The organism is Amycolatopsis sp., from assembly GCF_035546795.1.
Classification (GTDB): domain Bacteria; phylum Actinomycetota; class Actinomycetes; order Mycobacteriales; family Pseudonocardiaceae; genus Amycolatopsis_E.
Window position 1 is genome coordinate 158,833 of sequence record NZ_DASZWC010000051.1, and the last position, 16,569, is coordinate 175,401.

The 16,569-nt window shown below is 69.3% G+C and carries 19 protein-coding genes; 7 read left to right on the top strand and 12 right to left on the bottom strand.

Annotated elements, in window-relative coordinates:
* Positions 1–2: 2 nt before the first annotated feature.
* Positions 3–230: a hypothetical protein gene (locus VHD82_RS27180; protein ID WP_325709941.1), complete on the bottom strand. Its 228-nt coding sequence runs from the start codon at positions 228–230 to the stop codon at positions 3–5.
* Between the two features lie 46 nt (positions 231–276).
* Positions 277–708 carry a MarR family winged helix-turn-helix transcriptional regulator gene (locus VHD82_RS27185; protein ID WP_325709944.1) on the bottom strand — a complete coding sequence of 144 codons (432 nt, stop codon included), beginning with the start codon at positions 706–708 and terminating at the stop codon, positions 277–279.
* A 176-nt stretch (positions 709–884) separates the two neighbouring features.
* On the opposite strand from VHD82_RS27185, the gene VHD82_RS27190 reads away from it, so the two are divergent.
* The gene (locus VHD82_RS27190; RefSeq protein WP_325709949.1) at positions 885–1,454 is read left to right on the top strand and encodes an NAD(P)H-dependent oxidoreductase; all 570 of its coding nucleotides are present in this window, start codon (positions 885–887) and stop codon (positions 1,452–1,454) included.
* A gap of 1 nt (position 1,455) precedes the next feature.
* Here VHD82_RS27190 and VHD82_RS27195 read toward each other — a convergent pair whose 3' ends face one another.
* The 3 genes from VHD82_RS27195 to VHD82_RS27205 are packed head-to-tail and all read right to left on the bottom strand — an operon-like array spanning position 1,456 to position 4,586.
* Positions 1,456–2,727 carry an aspartate aminotransferase family protein gene (locus tag VHD82_RS27195; protein ID WP_325709952.1) on the bottom strand — a complete coding sequence of 424 codons (1,272 nt, stop codon included), beginning with the start codon at positions 2,725–2,727 and terminating at the stop codon, positions 1,456–1,458.
* An 18-nt stretch (positions 2,728–2,745) separates the two neighbouring features.
* Positions 2,746–4,104: an FAD-binding oxidoreductase gene (locus tag VHD82_RS27200; RefSeq protein ID WP_325709955.1), complete on the bottom strand. Its 1,359-nt coding sequence runs from the start codon at positions 4,102–4,104 to the stop codon at positions 2,746–2,748.
* Positions 4,101–4,586, bottom strand: a complete 486-nt coding sequence (locus tag VHD82_RS27205) for a MarR family winged helix-turn-helix transcriptional regulator (protein WP_325709958.1) — start codon at positions 4,584–4,586, stop codon at positions 4,101–4,103. Before VHD82_RS27205 ends, VHD82_RS27200 begins: the two co-directional genes overlap by 4 nt.
* An 87-nt stretch (positions 4,587–4,673) precedes the next feature.
* Here VHD82_RS27205 and VHD82_RS27210 point away from each other — a divergent pair, with 87 nt between their 5' ends.
* Positions 4,674–5,264 (top strand): TetR/AcrR family transcriptional regulator, encoded by a 591-nt coding sequence (locus VHD82_RS27210; protein ID WP_325709961.1) that lies wholly within the window; start codon positions 4,674–4,676, stop codon positions 5,262–5,264.
* A complete protein-coding gene (locus tag VHD82_RS27215) occupies positions 5,261–5,908 on the top strand; it encodes a VC0807 family protein (RefSeq protein WP_325709964.1) in 648 nt (215 codons plus the stop codon). The genes VHD82_RS27210 and VHD82_RS27215 overlap by 4 nt, the downstream gene beginning before the upstream one ends.
* Here the strand turns inward: VHD82_RS27215 and VHD82_RS27220 are convergent.
* Both VHD82_RS27220 and VHD82_RS27225 read right to left on the bottom strand, forming a co-directional pair.
* Complete coding sequence (locus VHD82_RS27220; protein ID WP_325709967.1) at positions 5,892–6,932, bottom strand: DivIVA domain-containing protein; 1,041 nt, start codon at positions 6,930–6,932, stop codon at positions 5,892–5,894. The genes VHD82_RS27215 and VHD82_RS27220 overlap by 17 nt on opposite strands.
* A gap of 72 nt (positions 6,933–7,004) precedes the next feature.
* A complete protein-coding gene (locus VHD82_RS27225; protein WP_325709969.1) occupies positions 7,005–8,219 on the bottom strand; it encodes an FAD-dependent monooxygenase in 1,215 nt (404 codons plus the stop codon).
* 106 nt (positions 8,220–8,325) lie between these two features.
* Here VHD82_RS27225 and VHD82_RS27230 point away from each other — a divergent pair, with 106 nt between their 5' ends.
* Both VHD82_RS27230 and VHD82_RS27235 read left to right on the top strand, forming a co-directional pair.
* A complete protein-coding gene (locus VHD82_RS27230) occupies positions 8,326–9,219 on the top strand; it encodes a TetR/AcrR family transcriptional regulator C-terminal domain-containing protein (RefSeq protein ID WP_325709971.1) in 894 nt (297 codons plus the stop codon).
* A 52-nt stretch (positions 9,220–9,271) separates the two neighbouring features.
* Positions 9,272–10,642 (top strand): serine/threonine-protein kinase, encoded by a 1,371-nt coding sequence (locus VHD82_RS27235; RefSeq protein ID WP_325709974.1) that lies wholly within the window; start codon positions 9,272–9,274, stop codon positions 10,640–10,642.
* 9 nt (positions 10,643–10,651) lie between these two features.
* Here VHD82_RS27235 and VHD82_RS27240 read toward each other — a convergent pair whose 3' ends face one another.
* From VHD82_RS27240 to VHD82_RS27260, 5 genes are read right to left on the bottom strand one after another with little or no spacing between them, the layout of a single operon-like run.
* Positions 10,652–11,392, bottom strand: coding sequence for an HAD family acid phosphatase (locus VHD82_RS27240; protein WP_325709977.1), 741 nt, complete (start codon positions 11,390–11,392; stop codon positions 10,652–10,654).
* 55 nt (positions 11,393–11,447) lie between these two features.
* The gene (locus tag VHD82_RS27245; RefSeq protein ID WP_325709980.1) at positions 11,448–12,605 is read right to left on the bottom strand and encodes a THUMP-like domain-containing protein; all 1,158 of its coding nucleotides are present in this window, start codon (positions 12,603–12,605) and stop codon (positions 11,448–11,450) included.
* Entirely contained in the window at positions 12,606–13,574 is a 969-nt protein-coding gene (locus VHD82_RS27250; protein WP_325709983.1) for a class I SAM-dependent methyltransferase, read from the bottom strand.
* Between the two features lies 1 nt (position 13,575).
* The gene (locus VHD82_RS27255; RefSeq protein ID WP_325709986.1) at positions 13,576–14,355 is read right to left on the bottom strand and encodes an enoyl-CoA hydratase/isomerase family protein; all 780 of its coding nucleotides are present in this window, start codon (positions 14,353–14,355) and stop codon (positions 13,576–13,578) included.
* Positions 14,356–14,410: 55 nt separating this feature from the next.
* Positions 14,411–15,175, bottom strand: a complete 765-nt coding sequence (locus tag VHD82_RS27260; protein WP_325710012.1) for an ABC transporter ATP-binding protein — start codon at positions 15,173–15,175, stop codon at positions 14,411–14,413.
* A 279-nt stretch (positions 15,176–15,454) separates the two neighbouring features.
* Here VHD82_RS27260 and VHD82_RS27265 point away from each other — a divergent pair, with 279 nt between their 5' ends.
* Positions 15,455–15,994, top strand: coding sequence for a cysteine dioxygenase family protein (locus tag VHD82_RS27265; protein ID WP_325709989.1), 540 nt, complete (start codon positions 15,455–15,457; stop codon positions 15,992–15,994).
* Positions 15,991–16,380, top strand: coding sequence for a rhodanese-like domain-containing protein (locus VHD82_RS27270; protein WP_325709991.1), 390 nt, complete (start codon positions 15,991–15,993; stop codon positions 16,378–16,380). The genes VHD82_RS27265 and VHD82_RS27270 overlap by 4 nt, the downstream gene beginning before the upstream one ends.
* The last annotated feature ends 189 nt before the right edge of the window (positions 16,381–16,569 follow it).

A 16,569-nucleotide genomic window follows, 5' to 3' on the forward strand; every position in this document is an offset into this window, starting at 1 on the left:
CCTCAGTGAGTGCCGGGCAGATCCGTCCACGGCACGACGTCGACGGCCCGCGCTCCGCGCCATTCCACGACCAGTACGCGGGTACCGGCGGAGAGGGGTTCGCGGGAGTGGGCCAGATAGATTTCCGTGCCACCGCGAATGCTGAGCCGTACCTCGCCCGGCCCGTTCTCACCCCGCGTGGGATGGATCAGTTCACCGATCCTGCCCACGACGGATGCACCGCTCGTCACCCCCTCAAGCTAGTCCAAACCATCGCGCCCGCGCAGCGGTTTCGGCTCACCGCGCGAGGTTGACCGCACAGGTGGCGAGCATCGCGCTCAGCCGATGCCGGTCGCCGGGGGTGAACCCGGCGAGCATGCGCCCTTGCACGGCCGCGACGGCGTGCTCACCGGCGCGCAGCCGGGCCCGGCCGTCGATGGTGAGCTGCACCGGACGGGTGCGCCCCAGCGAACCACGGCCGCCGACCAGCACCAGGCCCGCGCCGCGCAACCCGCCCAGCACGTCGCGCAGCGCGTGCCGGTCGAGCACGACCAGCGGGGCGAGTTCGGTCGTGGATACCTCGGGCCTGCCCGCGAGCGCGCTCAGCACGTTGAGCTGGGCCAGGGTCAGTCCCAGTGGGCGGAGCTCGTCATCACAGGCCTGTTGCCATAGCTGTTGAAGACGCTCGACCAGATCACCAGGCCGGGCCTCGGTCGAGGCTTGACTCACGCCGAGAAGACTATCGAGAACCGCCATCGCGAGAAATCTGACAAATGGCCCACTGCATTGAACCATTGGCGCGGCGCGACTGCTTTCAGTGATCTTCCGCCCACGGACAGCCGCCAAGATCAGTCCGGAATGGACTGACTTGACCTCGACCTTACTCGAACTTTCATCATGGGCGCATGACAGCTCCACTGCAGCTCGCCGTGATCATCGGCAGCACCCGTGAAGGCCGGTTCGGACCAACTGTCGGGCGATGGTTCGCACGCCAGGCCGAGCAGCACGAGGACATGGCGGTCGACGTGATCGACCTCGCCGAAGCCCGGCTGCCCGGCGAGCTCGCCGGGCGGGCCCCGGCGGAGGTCGCCGCGGTGACGGAACGACTGGCCAAGGCGGACGCGTTCACGGTGGTGACCCCCGAGTACAACCACAGCTACCCGGCCTCGCTGAAGACGCTCATCGACTGGCATTACACCCAGTGGCAGGCGAAACCGGTCGGTTTCGTCTCGTACGGCGGGGTCGCCGGCGGGCTCCGCGCGGTTGAGCACCTCCGGCCGGTCTTCGCCGAACTGCACAGTGTCACGGTGCGGGACACGGTCAGCTTCCACGGCGCGTGGGGCCGCTTCGACGATTCGGGCGAACCACTCGAACCTGACGGCTGCAACACCGCCGCCAAGACGATGCTCGACCAACTCGCCTGGTGGGGCTTCGCCCTCCGCGAGGCGCGGGCGAAGCACCCCTACGGCGGCTGACTCAGTCCACTGTGGACTCAACCTTGAGCCTCAGCTCGTCGAGCCCGTCCGCGAAGGCCGTGCCGATCTGCCGCAACTGCTCTGGCTGAACCGTCAGCGGTGGGGACACCGCGAGCGCCGTGCCCAGCGGGCGCAGCAGCACACCCTGCCGGCGCGCCAGTAGCTGCAGCTCGGTGACGGCCGAAGGCAACGCCGCCAACGTCTCCGGCGTCAGCTCGACCGCGGCGAGCAAACCGAGCCCCGCACGCACCTCGGCGACGAGCGGGTGCGCGGCCAGCGGTTCGAGCGCGCTCGCCAGCTCGCCCTCCAGCGCCTGCCCGCGACCCACGAGACCTTCGCCTTCCAGCACATCGAGATTCGCCAGCCCGGCGGCGCAACAAGTGGGGTGCCCGGAGTACGTCGCACCGTGCCGCAGGGAATTGCCCGGCCGCGCGAAGAACGGCTCCGCGACCCGCCCGTGCGCGATCACCCCGCCCAGCGGCAGATACCCGCTGGTGACCCCCTTCGCGAACGTGATCAGGTCCGGCTCCACGCCCCAGCGTTCGACACCGAACCACGTGCCCAGCCTGCCGAACCCGCAGATCACCGAGTCCGCGATGGCCAGCACGCCGAACTCGCGGCACACCCGCACCACGCCTTCGACATAACCCTCCGGCGGCAGCAGCACGCCGCCCGCACCGATCACCGGCTCGAACAGGAAAGCGGCCACCCGCTCCGGCCCGACGCGCAGGATTTCCTCGCGCAGCGCCTCGACCGAGTCGTACCGCACTCGCGACGCGGACGGCAGCAGTTCACCGAACCCGGCGCGGTTGCCCTCGATGCCCGCGACTCCGGTGCCGATGCCGTTGGTCCCGTGGTACGACTGCGCCCGGCTGATCACGTGCACGCGGCCCGGCTCGCCCTGCGCCACGTGGTAGCGGCGGGCGATCTTGACCGCGGTGTCGATCGACTCGCCGCCGCCTGTGGTCAGGAAGACCTTCGCGTCCGGCATCGGCGCCAGCCCCGACAACCGCTCCGCGAGCGCGCGGGCGGGTTCGTTGGCGAAGTCGCCGAAGATCGAATAACCGGCCAGTTTCCGCATCTGGGCCGCGACCGCATCGGCTATCGCGGCACGCCCGTGGCCCGCATTCGCGTACCAAAGGCCGGCCGTCCCGTCGAGGTACCGGTTGCCGTCGGTGTCGTAGACCCAGACGTCCTCACCACGATCGATGACGAACTCGTGCTCCGAAACCGTCGCCATGTCCGAGAACGGGTGCCACAAAGCTGTCTCCATGCCGCCAGCATGGCAAGCTCACCGGCGGCGCACCACCTTCCCCGGGTTGAGGATCCCGCGCGGGTCGAAGGCCTGTTTGACGGACTGGTGCACGGCGACGCCGACCTCGCCGAGTTCGGTTTCCAGCCAGTCCCGCTTGAGCATCCCGACGCCGTGCTCGCCCGTGATGGTGCCGCCGAGCCGCAGCCCCAGCGCCATGATCGCGTCGAACGCCGCCTGCCCGCGCCGCACCGAATCCTCGTCCGCGCTGTCGAACACGACGTTGGGATGCATGTTCCCGTCGCCGGCGTGCCCGCAGCACGGCACCGCGACCTCGTGCTCCCGGGAGATCGCGGCGACCCCTTCGACGAACTCCGCGAGCCGCGATCTCGGCACGCACACGTCGTCGACCAGCCGGTCGCCGAGCCGCTCCATCGCCACCCCGGCGAGCCTGCGGCCTTCGACGAGCAACTCGGCCTCGGCTTCGTCCGACGCCACGAGCACATCGGTCGCGCCGCCCGCGCGGGCCACCTCGGCGAACGCCGCCAAATCCTCCGGGGCCGCGGCACCGCGGTCGGACTGCGCGATGAGCACACCCTCGATGTCGTCCGGGAAGCCGAGATCCCGGTACGCCGACACCGCGTCCACCGTGGGTTTGTCCATGAACTCCAGCAGCGACGGCCGCCTGCCGGTGCTCAGGTACTCGCTGACCACCGCACAGGCCGCGCCCGCGGTGGCGAAGAACGCGACCGCGGTCAACGGTTTCTCCGCGGCCGGCCGCAGCGCGACGGTGATCTCGGTGATCACGCCGAGGGTGCCCTCCGAGCCGGTGAACAGCCGGACCAGGTCGTACCCGGCGACGCCCTTGGCTGTCCGGCGGCCGGTCCGCAGCACCCGGCCGTCGGCCAGCACCACCTCCAGCTCGCGGACGAAATCGCTGGTCACGCCGTACTTCACGCAACAGAGGCCACCCGCGTTGGTGGCCACGTTCCCGCCGATCGTGGAGATCTCCCACGAGCCGGGGTCCGGCGGGTAGCACAAGCCCTTGTCGGCGACGGCCCGGGAGAGCACGGAGTTGATCACGCCCGGCTGCACGGTCGCCGTGTGGTTGACCTCGTCGATCTCCAGGATCTCGGTCATCCGCTCCAGCGAGAGCAGCACGCAGCCGTCGATGGCGTTCGCCCCGCCGGAAAGCCCCGTGCGCGCGCCCTGTGGCACCACCGGGATCCGCTCGTCGTTCGCCTGCCGCAGCACCTGCACCACTTCGGCGGTGGAGCCGGGCCGCGCGAGCGCGCGCGGCGTCCCGGCACTACAGAAGCCGGCCTGGTCGAATCGGTATCCAGCGAGGACGTCCGGGTCCGTGCTGACGAAACCGAGCTGCTCCACTGTGGACCTCACACCCGGACCGGGTCTTCCGGGTCGTAGGCGTTCATCACCGGCACGTTCCGGTGCATCCGGCGCAGGAACGACAGCAGCAGCCGCTTCTCCTCCTCGCTGAACCCGGCCAGCAGCAGCTCCTCGCGTTTGAGCGAGATGGCCATCAGCTGGTCGTGCAGCTCGTGGCCGCGCGCCGTCAGTCGCAGCCCGCGCCTGCCATCGGAGGTCTCGATGGCGACCAGATCGCGCGTCTGCATCAGCTGGATGCTCCGGCTGATCACCGACTTGTTCAGCCCGAGCTCCTCGCCCAGCCGGGTGGCCGTGCTGCCGGGAGCGTTCACGATCGCGGACAGCACCCGCCATTCGTTGATGCCGACCCCGTGCAAACGCAGGAACAACCGCGAACCGCCCCAGGACAACGCGTTCGAGATGAGGCTCAGATAGGCGGGCACGTAGTCGTCCCGCCCGACGCTGCGCACCCGGAAGCTTGGCTGGCTGTTCATCTCCTCGACATTAGCCTCCTCCCAGCTCAGCCCAAAGGAGTTACTCGACCACTAACAATCCTTACTTGTACGAGGTACTCTTTACTCATGCAGGTAAGCGAGCGGAGTTTCACCGCCAACGCCCGCCGTGCCCAGATCGTGGCGGCGGCGATCGAGATCATCGCCGAGGTGGGGTATCCGCAGGCCTCGTTCGCGAAGATCGCGGAGCGGGCCGGGCTGAGCAGCACGCGGCTGATCTCGTACCACTTCAAGGGCAAAAAAGAGCTGATCGAGCAGGTCGTCGCCGAGGTCTACCAGCAGATCGGCGGGCACATGACCGAGCGTGTCGGCAGCCAGGAGACGTGCACCGGCGCGCTGCACGCGTACATCGAGGGCTACATCGAATTCGTCGCCGAGCACCGCACCCCGATGAAGGCGCTCTTGAGCATCTTCCTCAACGGCGGCCTGGACTACGACCCGCGGGAAACCGAGCGCGAGGTGCTCTCGCCGATGGAACAGATCCTGGCCGACGGGCAACGGGCGGGCGAGTTCCGGGAGTTCGATGTGCGGGTGGTCGCGTCGTCGGTGCAGCGCAGCCTGGACGGGATCCCGATGATGCTGGAGGCGCACCCGGACCTCGACCTGGCCAGCGCCGCGCGCGAACTCGTCGTCCTCTACGACCTCGGGATCAAGAGATGATCCGCTTCCTGCCCCGGCTGCTGGACATCGCGGCGCCGATCGCCCTGTACTACCTGCTGCACGGGATCGGCTTCAGCATGTACCACGCGCTGCTGCTGAGCTCGGTGCCGTCCGTGCTGACCACCGGTTTCCAGCTGCTGCGCAACCGGAAACTCAACGCGCTGGCCGGTTTCATGGCGGCGATGACCCTGCTGTCCGCGGCCGTCGCCGTGGTCAGCGGGAATGAGCGGTTCCTGCTGGCCAAGGAGGGTTTCCTCACCGCGGCGACCGGCTTCTGGATGCTGGTGACCACCCGCGCCGACAAGCCGGTGGTCTACCACTTCGCGCAGTTCCTGCTCGAAGGGCGGATCGGCGGCGGCGAACCGTGGGAGTCACTTTGGGTCCGCTCGCCGGGCTTCCGGCGTGTCTGGCGCACGGCGAACGTCATCTGGGGCACCGCGACACTGCTGGACGCGGGCGTGCGCTTCCTGATCGCCTACACGCTGCCGGTGAACCTGGTGCCGGCGCTCAACGGCGCGCAGTACGCGGTGCTGTTCCTCTTCCTGCAGGTGGTCACCAACATCTACTACTTCCGCGCCGGCCTGTTCAACCCGCACTCGGCGCTGTACGCGAAGCCTTGGGAACCGGCTACCCGGCGGCCTTGACCGGTTCCTTCACCGGTTTCGGCTTCGCCGCAGCGATTTCCTTCGCCGCGGGTTCCTTCCCGAGGGGCTTCTTCGCCGCAGCGGGTTCCTTCGCGGCGGGTTCCTTCCCGACGGGCTTCTTCGCCGCAGCGGGTTTCTCGGCCGGCCGTGGCATCGGCGAAGGCTGCACGATCACCACCTCCGCCGCGGGTGACTCCGCGGCCGCGGACTCGTCCTCCTTGCGGGGCTTCGGTAACGCCGGGTCCGCGGGCTCGACCTGCAACAACGGCGTGGCCTCTGCCAGCAGGCGCTGGGTCTCCCGCAGCTGTTCGGTCATCCGGCCGCGCAGCGCATCAACCACCCCGGCCTTGCGCTGCGCCTCCGCCACGATGCGCTCGGCCTTCTCGGTGGCTTCCCGTTCCTGCTCGGCGATGGCCCGCATCGCCTCCGCGCGGCGGACCGCCATCGCCTCCTCGAAATCGGCCTCGACCTGCTCGCGCCGCCGGGCCGCCTGCTCGTCCAGGCGATGCCGGGTGCGCGCGGCCTCTGCGGTCATCTCCTCGACCTGCTCGGCCGTGCGGCGCATCAACTCTTCGTGCTGCTGCGCGGCTTCCCTTCGCCGCGCGTCCACGTCCGCGACCAGGCGTTCATGCCTTTCCCGCAGGCGCTGACCGGCGTGCTCGGCCGCCGCCCAGCTTCGCTCGGCCGCGGCACGGGCGCGCTCGGTGATCTCGGCGGCCTCGTCCTCGGCAAGCTGCACCATCCGGAACAGCCGCTCGGACAACCCGTCCGCCTCGATGGGGCTGCGGCTGATCCGGTCGATCCTCGCCTGCAGCTTGTCGTTCTTGGTGCGCAACTCCTCCAGCTGCCTGGCCAGTTCCTCGGCGCTGGCGGCCGCCGCGTTGCGGTCACTGATCAGCAACCGGAGGTCCGCCTCCACGCGTTGCACGAACTCCCGGACCTGACGGGCGTCGTACCCGCGCCAGGACCGGTCGAAATCCGTACGTAGCGGAGCCAGATCCTCGCGAGTGTCCGCGCCCGTCATCAGCACCTCCCGAAAGCGACAGTCCTTTATGGACTATTCAGCGAAAACCCGTTGTTATCAAGCATCCTCTTCTCACCGCACTTCGTCCACCGTCTGTGCCGCAATAGCGTACTTTTCGAGTGTGACGCTTTCGGCCTTGCTGCCCATGTCGCCGGTGAGGAGCCGCCGCCACGGCCCGGCGAGCATCAGCCGGGTCAGTTGATCACCCAGCCAGACGGTGCGCGCGCTGCGCGGCAGGAACAGGTTTACCCCACCAGGCATAGGTTTCTGGTTAGCCGAGACGTAACCTCCGAGCTTCCGCCGGTACCGCGCGAAGGCTCGTTCGTGCTCACCGCCGGCGGCCGCGAGTTCGCCCGCGAGCACGTACGCGGCGACGATCGCCATGCTCGTGCCCATGCCGGCGGAACCACCGGAAACAGCGTCACCCACGAGCACCGCCCGCCCGCGCGACCATTCCGGGACACACACCATGCTTTCGCGGTCGAAGTAGAAATCACTCGTTTTCCACATGGACTCGACCATTCGCGGGATTTCCCAGCCACAATCCGCGAACGCGTCGGCGACGATCGCTTTCTGCCCGTCGAGGTCACGCCGGTCGTAGCCGACCGGAGGCGCGGCGAAGAAGAACATGCCGCGCGTCTGCCCGGTCGAGGTCGGGTAGAGCCCGGCCCGGCGTCTGCCGGGCAGGGCGCACATGACCTGCCAATTACCGAGGTCAAGGCTGGTTTCGGCAGCGAAGATCACCTTGTAGTAGCCCTGGTCGGTGACGAACTCCGGCTCCGGCCCGAAGGCCAGCCGCCGCACGGCGGAGTGCAGCCCGTCCGCGCCGACCACCACGTCGAACCGGCGCACGGAGCCGCTTTCGAAGGTGACTTCCACGCCTTCACGATGCTGTTCCAGCCCGGTGATGGAATCCCCGAAAACGTATTCCACGTCCGGCTCCGTCGCCGCGTGCAAAATGCGCGCGAGATCGGTGCGCAAAATTTCCAGATCCGCGATGATTCCGCCGGAATGCCCGGTCAGTTCGACACCCCAGCGCCAACGTTCCCGGTTCACCCCGTCGACCATGCGCAGACCGACCACACCGGTGTGCCGCGCGCGCACGTCCGCCATCAGCCCCATCCGCTCGATCACCTCGCGAGCGGAGCCGCGGATGTCCACCGCCTGGCCACCCGTGCGCAACTCGGGAGCGCGCTCCACGACGGTGACCTCGAAGCCGTAACGGTGCAACCAGTAAGCCAGCGTGGGCCCGGCGATGCTCGCGCCGGAGATCAGGATTCGTTTCATGCGTACACCGTACAAACACTTGCGGTACAGTGTAAAGTTTCCTAGTGCACTGCCATTGAACAGTGGATATGGCACGTAGAGCACTAGTACACCGAAAGGCCGTCCAGTGGAGCACCCGTACCTCAGGATCGTCGCCGAGCTACGCCGTCGCATCGCCGAAGGCGAGCTGAAACCGGGCGACCGGGTGCCCTCGACGAGGCAGCTCACGCAGGACTGGGGAGTAGCGATGGCGACCGCCACGAAGGCGCTGACCACCCTTCGCCAGGAGGGCCTGGTGCGCGCGGTGCAAGGCGTGGGAACGGTCGTCGCCGACGCCATGCAAACGCCGCGGCGCACGTCCGACGCAGAGCTGAGCCGCGAGCGGATCGTGCGCGTGGCCATCGAAATCGCCGACAGCGAAGGGCTGGCTTCGGTGTCGATGCGCCGCGTCGCCACCGAACTCGGCACCGCCACGATGTCGCTGTACCGGCATATCCCCGGCAAGGACGAGCTGGTGCTGATGATGACCGACGAGGTCTTCACCGACGAACCGCTGCCCGCGGAGCCGCCGGCCGGAATGCGCGAGCAGCTCGAATACCTGTGCCGGCTGCAGTGGCGCATCTTCCGCCGCCACCCGTGGCTGGCCAGGAGCCTCTCGCTCACCAGGCCGCAGCTGCTGCGCAACGGGTTGCCGCACACGGAATGGTCGCTGCGAGCGCTTCGCGGCCTGGCGCCCAAGGCCAAGCTCTACGCCTATCTCACCCTGCTGAACTTCGTCCGCGGCATCGCGGTGAACCTCGAAGGCGAGGCCGAGGCGGAGCGCGACACCGGGCTGACGCCGGACGAATGGATGCAGACACAGGAGCCGCTGCTGGGGCTGTTCCTCGACGGCGGGCAGTATCCGGAGTTCGCCGAACTGCTGCGGCACGACATCGATTTCGAGCTGGACGAGGTGTTCGAGTTCGGCCTGCAACGTCTCCTCGATGGGCTGACGGACCTGCTCGTACCGCCGAAGCGGTGACACAGGCGGTAGCTTGATGATCGAAACAATGGGGACGCCGTAGCCTGACCGGGTGACCGGGACGGAAAGACACGATGACGGACGACTGATTGCCGGCCGCTATCGGCTGCAACGCCGGATCGGCGGTGGCGCGATGGGCATCGTCTGGCTGGCCAAGGACGAGCTACTCGACCGAACCGTTGCGGTGAAACAACTTCTGCTGACGCCCGGGCTGAGCGCGGCGGAGGCGGAGCAGGCCCGCAAACGCTCGGCGCGGGAGGCGCGGCTCGCTGCGCGGTTGCAGCACCGGCACGCGATCACCGTGTTCGACGTCGCGGACGACGACGGCATGCCGGTGCTCGTCATGGAGTACCTGCCCTCGCGCAGCCTCGCCGAAGTCCTGACCGCGGAAGGACCGCTGCCACCCAGCGAGGTCGCGCGCATCGGCGCGCACGCCGCGTCCGCGCTGGCCGCCGCGCATTCGGCCGGGATCGTGCACCGCGACGTCAAGCCGGGCAACATCCTGCTCGGCGACGACGGCACCGCCAAGATCACCGACTTCGGCATCTCGAAGGCCGCCGACGACGGCACGTTGACCGGCAGCGGGAGATTCGCCGGCACCCCGGCATTCCTGTCCCCCGAGGCCGCGCGTGGCGAGAAGCCCGACGCGGCCTCGGACGTTTTCTCCCTCGGCGCCACCCTCTACGCGATCGTCGAAGGCCGTTTTCCCTACGGCGACACCGAGAACCAGATGGCCTTGCTGTACGCGGCCGCTGCCGGGCGCGTCAGCCCTCCGCGACAGGCCGGGCCGCTGACCGGCGTACTGGCCAAGATGATGCACCTCGAGCCGGCGGCACGGCCGACGATGGCCGAGCTCGCGGCCGAACTGGGCACGCTCACCGACGCGCCGAAGGACAAGCGCAACCGCAAACCGCTCTACGCCGGGCTGGCCCTGCTGGTCGTGGCCGCGGCCGTGGTCACGACCGTGCTGCTGACGAAGGACTCCGGCCAGAACCCGAATGCCGCGCCGCCACCCGCGACCGCGACAGCCACGGTGACGGCGTCCGCGACCGGCTCCGCTCCCGCGTCCAGCACTGCCGCGTCGACCAGCACCCAGGCCAGTTCTTCTCCCGCCAACGCGCCTGCCTCGATGGTGCAGGCGGTGAGCGACTACTACGCGATCATGCCCGGGCAGCCCGACGTGGGCTGGACCAAGCTCGGGCCGGGTCTGCAGGCGCAGGGCCTGGCCAGCTACAAGGAATGGTGGTCCAAGGTCAGCTCGCTCCGGGTGACCGATGGCCCGCGCCAGACCGGCGCCGACACCGTCCAGGTCACCATCGACTACACCTACAACGGCAGGCAGTACCACGAAACGCACCACCTGGGCATGATCACCAGGAACGGTCAGACGCTGATCAACAGCGACAACGGGCTCGGCGCCTGAGTCGCACGGTCAGGGCAGGTAGTACATCGGGTTCGGCAGCTTCACCCCGTGCTCGGCATATCCGCCTTCCAGGTCGCTGTACTGGTCACCGATGTTCAGCACGATGTCCGCGCCGGTCGACTCGATGTGCGCCCGCGTGCCGGACTTGTACTGCACGGTCGTACAGGTGAGCCCGCAGGCGAGGTAGTCGGGCGCGGTGCCCTCGGGCTTGAAGTACGCCTCCGCCGGGGCGGGGTAGCCCTCGTTGGCGAGGTTCTTCAGCGAGGCCGGGCCCTGGTGCTGCGAGCGCCCGGTCAGGAAGTACACCTGCACGCCGCGCTGGGCGGCCCAGTTCGCCAGCGCCAGCGTCGGCTTGATCGCGGTGAACGTGCCGTGGTCGATCGCCTGCTGTTGTTTGACCGGATCGAAGCCGAAGTCGTTGTCCGCCTCCCAGCCGTAGGTGATCTCGGAGGTGTCGTCGACGTCGAGCACGATCGCCGGGTTGGCGACGCCCTGCGCGAGCCGCCGCCCCAGGTACTGCTGCGCCTGGTCGATCTGGCGCTGCGTGTCACGCGCCCACTGGCTGGTCTCGGAGTAGTGGTGGTGACCCGCCGCATCGACGGAGTCTCCGTAGTACGCCTTCACGTCGAGCTTGCCCTGCCCGATGTTGGCCGGTTCGTGCGACCCACCCTGTGTGGCCAGCGCCGTCGCACCCCCGGCGACGGTCGCCCCGATCGCCGCGGCGGCGGCGAGCTTCAGCAGTCCGGACATTCTGCGCAACACAATGCCTCCCAAACGTCGCATGAACGTTTGGCAAACTACGCCGTCAGCCCGGAATCCGGGACGCTTCACACAAAAAAGCCACCGGAGACCGGCCGATCCGCGTCAGCACCACCGTCACTTCGGCGGGGCCACGCGGTTTGAGCCGTTTACGCAAGGCATCGGGATCCACATCCACACCGCGGACGAGGATTTCCAGCCGGCCCACTTCTCGCCGTTTCAGCGCCGCACGCAGGGATTTCTCGCTGTACGGCCCGTGTTCGAGGATGCGGAACGCGCGCACGCCGGGCGGCGGCTCGTCGCCGGTCAGGTAGGCGATGCGCTCGTCGAGCTGCCACAGCCCGTGCCGGGCGCCGTAGTGCTTGACCAGGCCCGCCCGCACCACCGCGCCGTCCGGGTCCACGATCCACTCGCCCGGTTCGGCCGCGCCGACGTCGTCGGGGTCCCGGTCCGTGACTGTCCACTGTGTACCGTCGCTGCGCAGCACGGTCGCGCGCCGGCCCGCGGTGGCCAGGCCCGCCGACCACAGGCAGGCCTCGCGCACCATGCCGTCGAGCGAGACCAGCTCGACCTCCGCGGCCCATGGCATCCCGGACCAGTCCAGCCCCGGCGCGCATTTCACCGCGAGATCCCGCCCCGCATACGCTTCCACCAGGCGATCCAATGGCGGGGCGAAGTCCTCGGGGCGCCAGCGGCGGCCACGCGAATCCCGGCGCGCGGGGTCGGCGACGATCACCGTCTCCCGGCTCACCGGATGCAGCGCGTCGGCCCGCACCAGCGGCACGCCGGGGCAGTTGACCTGCGCCATCGCCAGCCGGACACTGTCCACATCGGACCCAAGGCAGCGCCGCGCGGCCTTCGCGAGCTCCGCGAGGTCGGCCCCGATGGAACAGGTCACGTCGTGCACGTCGCGCCCGGCCAGCCGCGAAGCGCGATGCCTGGCCACCGCCGACGCGCTCGCCTGCTGCAGGGCATCGGAGGTGAGCAGCCAGTCGGTGCGGTCGAGTTTGATGGCCGCCTTCCGGCGCAGCACCACCGTCTCCAGCACCGCCGAGGCGTGCTCGCCGAACAGCTTGCGAGCGGCCGCCACGTCGGCGATCCGGGTTTTGTCGGTCAGCGGCAGCTCGGCGCAGGCCGCCAACGCGCGCTCGCCCCCGGCCGAGCGCAGGAACGCGACGTCCGAGGGCGAGAACGAGTACGGCAACTACAGCTCGACGGGAGCGCCGGGCTTGATACCGGTGATCATGACGTTGTAGAACAGCCCGCGCGGAAGCACCTTCGCCAGCAGCTTCTTGTCCAAAGCGGACAGCCGGAGCCACAGGTGGTACGCGAACAACCGCCAGCGCACGGTCAGCTTCTCCTGCGGCACCGCCGCCTCGAACGTGCGGATCGGCCAGCCGGCCAGCGCGGCCGCGAACTCCTCGGTAACCGCCTTGACGTCCACCGCGCCCGCGCCCAGCGCCATCCGCTCCAGCTCGCCCGGGTCGAACGTGTGGATGTCGACGACCGCTTCCAGCGCGGCGGCGCGGGACGACTCGTCCAGCTCCTCCTGCGGGCGGCGCCAGCCGGTGAGCGGGCCGAACCTGGTCACGTTCGTGGTCAGCCACCAGGTGAACTGGCCGAGCTTGCGTGCGTAGAAGTCGCCGATCTTGGTCGGCTCACCCGCGAACACGAACCGTCCGCCCGGTTTGAGCACCCGCAGCACCTCACCGAACGCGGCCCGCACGTCCGGGATGTGGTGCAGCACCGCGTGCCCGACGACCAGGTCGAAGGTGTTGTCCTCGTACGGGATGTTCTCGCCGTCGGCCACCCGGCCGTCCACGTCGAGGCCCAGGTTCTCCGCGTTGCGCAGCGCCACCTGCACCATGCCCGGCGAGAGATCGGTGACCGAGCCCTTCTTGATCAAGCCGCCCTGCATCAGGTTCAGCAGGAAGAAACCGGTGCCGCTGCCCAGCTCCATCGCCGTGGAGTACGGCTGGTCCGCCTCGCCCGCGACCGCGGTGAACACGTCGGTGGCGTAGCTGATGCAGCGCTCGTCGTAGGAGATCGACCACTTCTCGTCGTAGGTGCCGGCCTCCCAGTCGTGGTAGAGGACGTTCGCGAGCTTCGGGTCCTGATACGCGGCCTGCACCTGCTCGGCCGTGGCGTGCGGGTTCGGCGCTGGGTCGGTCATGTCACTTCCCTTCGAAGGTGGCCTTGCCCGGCCCGTTCTCGATGAAGGACTGCATGCCGTTCGTCTGGTCCTCGGTCGCCCAGAGCGCGGTGAACAGGTACGTCTCCAGCTTCAGCCCGCTGGCCAGGTCACCGTCGAGCCCGCCGTCGATCGCCGCCTTCGCGTTCGCCAGCGCGACCGCGGGGCCGTTCGCGAACTGCCCGGCCCACTTCTTCGCCGCCTCGTAGACGTCGTCCGGCGCGACCAGCTCGTCCACGATGCCCAGGCTCAGCGCCTCGTCGGCCTTGGCGAAGCGGCCGGTGAACACCAGGTCCTTCGCCGCGCTCACGCCCGCGAGCCTGGCGAGCCGCTGCGTGCCGCCGGCGCCGGGGATGATGCCCAGCAGGATCTCCGGCTGGCCGACCTTCACGTTGTCCCCGGCGATCCGCCTGTCCGCGGCCATCGCCAGTTCGAGCCCGCCGCCGAGGGCGTACCCGGTGACCGCGGCGACGACCGGCTTCGGAATCGCGGCCACGGCTGCCACCGTGTTCTGCAGCGCCGTGCCGAAGGCGCGCATGTCGGCGTACGAACGGCTCGCCATCTCCTTCACGTCGGCGCCACCGCAGAAGGTCTTCTCGCCGCCGTAGAGGATCACGGCACGCACGTCCGCGCGCTCGCTCGCCTCCTTCGCCGCCTGCCCCAGCTCGGTCTGCACCTGGTTGCTGATCGCGTTCACCGGCGGCCGATCCAGCCGGATCGTGCCGATGCCACCCTCAACCTCGAGCCGTACGAACTCGCCCACGCTCAGTCCTCCTTAACTGCCTTAACTGCTCAGGCTACCGACCGGTAGGCGAACCCTACCGGCGTCGCGCGAAGAAGCGATCACCCGAGCGCTCCAGCAGCAGATCCTGGTCGAACGTCTTCGACAGGTTCTCCGCCGTCAGCACATCGTCGAGCAGTCCCGCCACGACCGCACGGCCTTCGCGCAGCAGCAGCGCGTGCGTGAAACCCGGCGGGATTTCCTCGACGTGGTGGGTCACCAGGACCATGGCCGGCGCGTCGGGATCCACCGCCAGCTCGGACAGCCGGGCCACCAGGTCTTCGCGGCCACCGAGGTCCAGGCCCGCCGCCGGCTCGTCCAGCAACAGCAGCTCGGGGTCGGTCATCAGCGCACGGGCGATCAACGTCCGCTTGCGCTCGCCCTCGGAGAGGGTGCCGAAGGTGCGCTCGGCGAGATGTGTGATTCCCATCGCACCGAGCAGCTGGTTCGCGCGGGCGTAGTCGAGGTTGTCGTATTCCTCACGCCAGCGGCCGATCACCGCGTAACCGGCACTCACCACCACGTCACGGACCAGCTCGTCACCCGGCACCCTGGCGGCGATCGCGGCGGAGGTGAAACCGATGCGGGGCCGCAGGTCGAAGATCGCGACCCTGCCCATCCGCTCGCCGAGCAGGTCGACCGTGCCGGTGCTGGGATGCGTCTCCGCGGCGGCCAGCCGCAGCAGCGTGGTCTTGCCCGCGCCGTTCGGGCCGAGCACCACCCAGCGCTCGTCCAGCTCCACCGACCAGTCCAGATCGGCCAGGAGTTCGTTCCGGCCGCGGCGGACCCCCACGCCCGACATCCGCACCACGAGGTCGTCAAGGTTGTTCGGCTCGCTCACGGCTTCATTGTGGCCGCCGGGGCCGGTCGGACCGGCGGCGGCCCCGTACCAGAACGTGGGACGTCACATGGTGTAGCGAGAAGTCGTGGCAGGATGCATTGTGTGACCACCTTCTGGCGTGATCGCACCGTCGACCTCCTCCTGGTCGCGTCGAGCTGCTGTACGCGCACGCGACGCGACTGATTCCGCACGCGTCGCGTAGCCGTGTCCACACCAGCCGCGACCTTCACGGAGCACCCGTTGACCCAGTCGATCGTCGATGTCGAAATCCACCCCCGCCTCACCGAGCGGCTCTCGGCGGACCTGCTGCACCCCGAACGTCTACTTTGGACACCGCGGGAGCTGGCCGGCCTGACCCGCCGGGTCACCGCGGAACTGTCCGCGCCGCTGGGCGAGCTGCTGCACTTCGACGCCGACCAGCGCTGGTGGGCCCGGCTCGCGCTGACCGACGGGGTCGAGCTGTGGCTGCTGTCCTGGCTGCCCGGCCAGCACACCGCGCCGCACGACCACGGCGGCGCCGCCGGCTCCTTCACCGTGCTGCAGGGCGAGCTGAACGAGGAGTATCGCTACCCCGGCGGTCCGATCCGCCGCCGCACCCATCTCGCCGGCGAGGGCATCGGCTTCGGCGCCGGGCGGGCGCATCAGGTCACCGGCGCGGGCTTCACCCCGGCCGCGAGCGTGCACGCCTACTCGCCGCCGCTGGTCGCGACGCGTGAGTACGCCACCCTCGACGACGTGCCCGGCGAAATCCCCCCGCTGCCGGTCATACTCGATCGATGACGGTCGAGGAGATGCTGGCCGCCGCCCGGTCCACCCTGAACAGGGTGGGCCCGGCCGCGGCGCGCGAGCTGCAGGACGACGGCGCACTCATCGTGGACATCCGCCCGGAGGCCAACCGCGCCGCCGAGGGCGAGATCCCCGGCTCGGTGCAGATCGAGCGCATCCACCTGGAATGGCGGCTCGACCCGGCGGGCTCACATCGGCTGCCCGAAGCCGACGGCTCGCGGACCGTGGTGGTCGTGTGCAACGAGGGATACGCGTCGAGTCTCGCGGCCGCCGACTTGCGGCGGCTGGGCGTGCCGGCGACGGACCTCGACGGCGGGTTCCGGGCTTGGCAGGCGGCCGGGCTGCCGGTCCGGGAGGGGCCGACCCCGGCCGTTCCGTGATGACACCTCGCCCCGATCGCGTTTGCCGACCGGGGCGAGGCGGATGTGTCAGGCGAGCGCGACCTTTCCCAGTTCCGCTGGTGTCGCCAGGAGTGGGTGCTTCGGCAGTACGCGCACCGTGTAGCCGAGCGAACCTGCTTGCGGGAGGCGGACGACCGCGACGTACTCGCCGATTCCGCCCGGTGACAT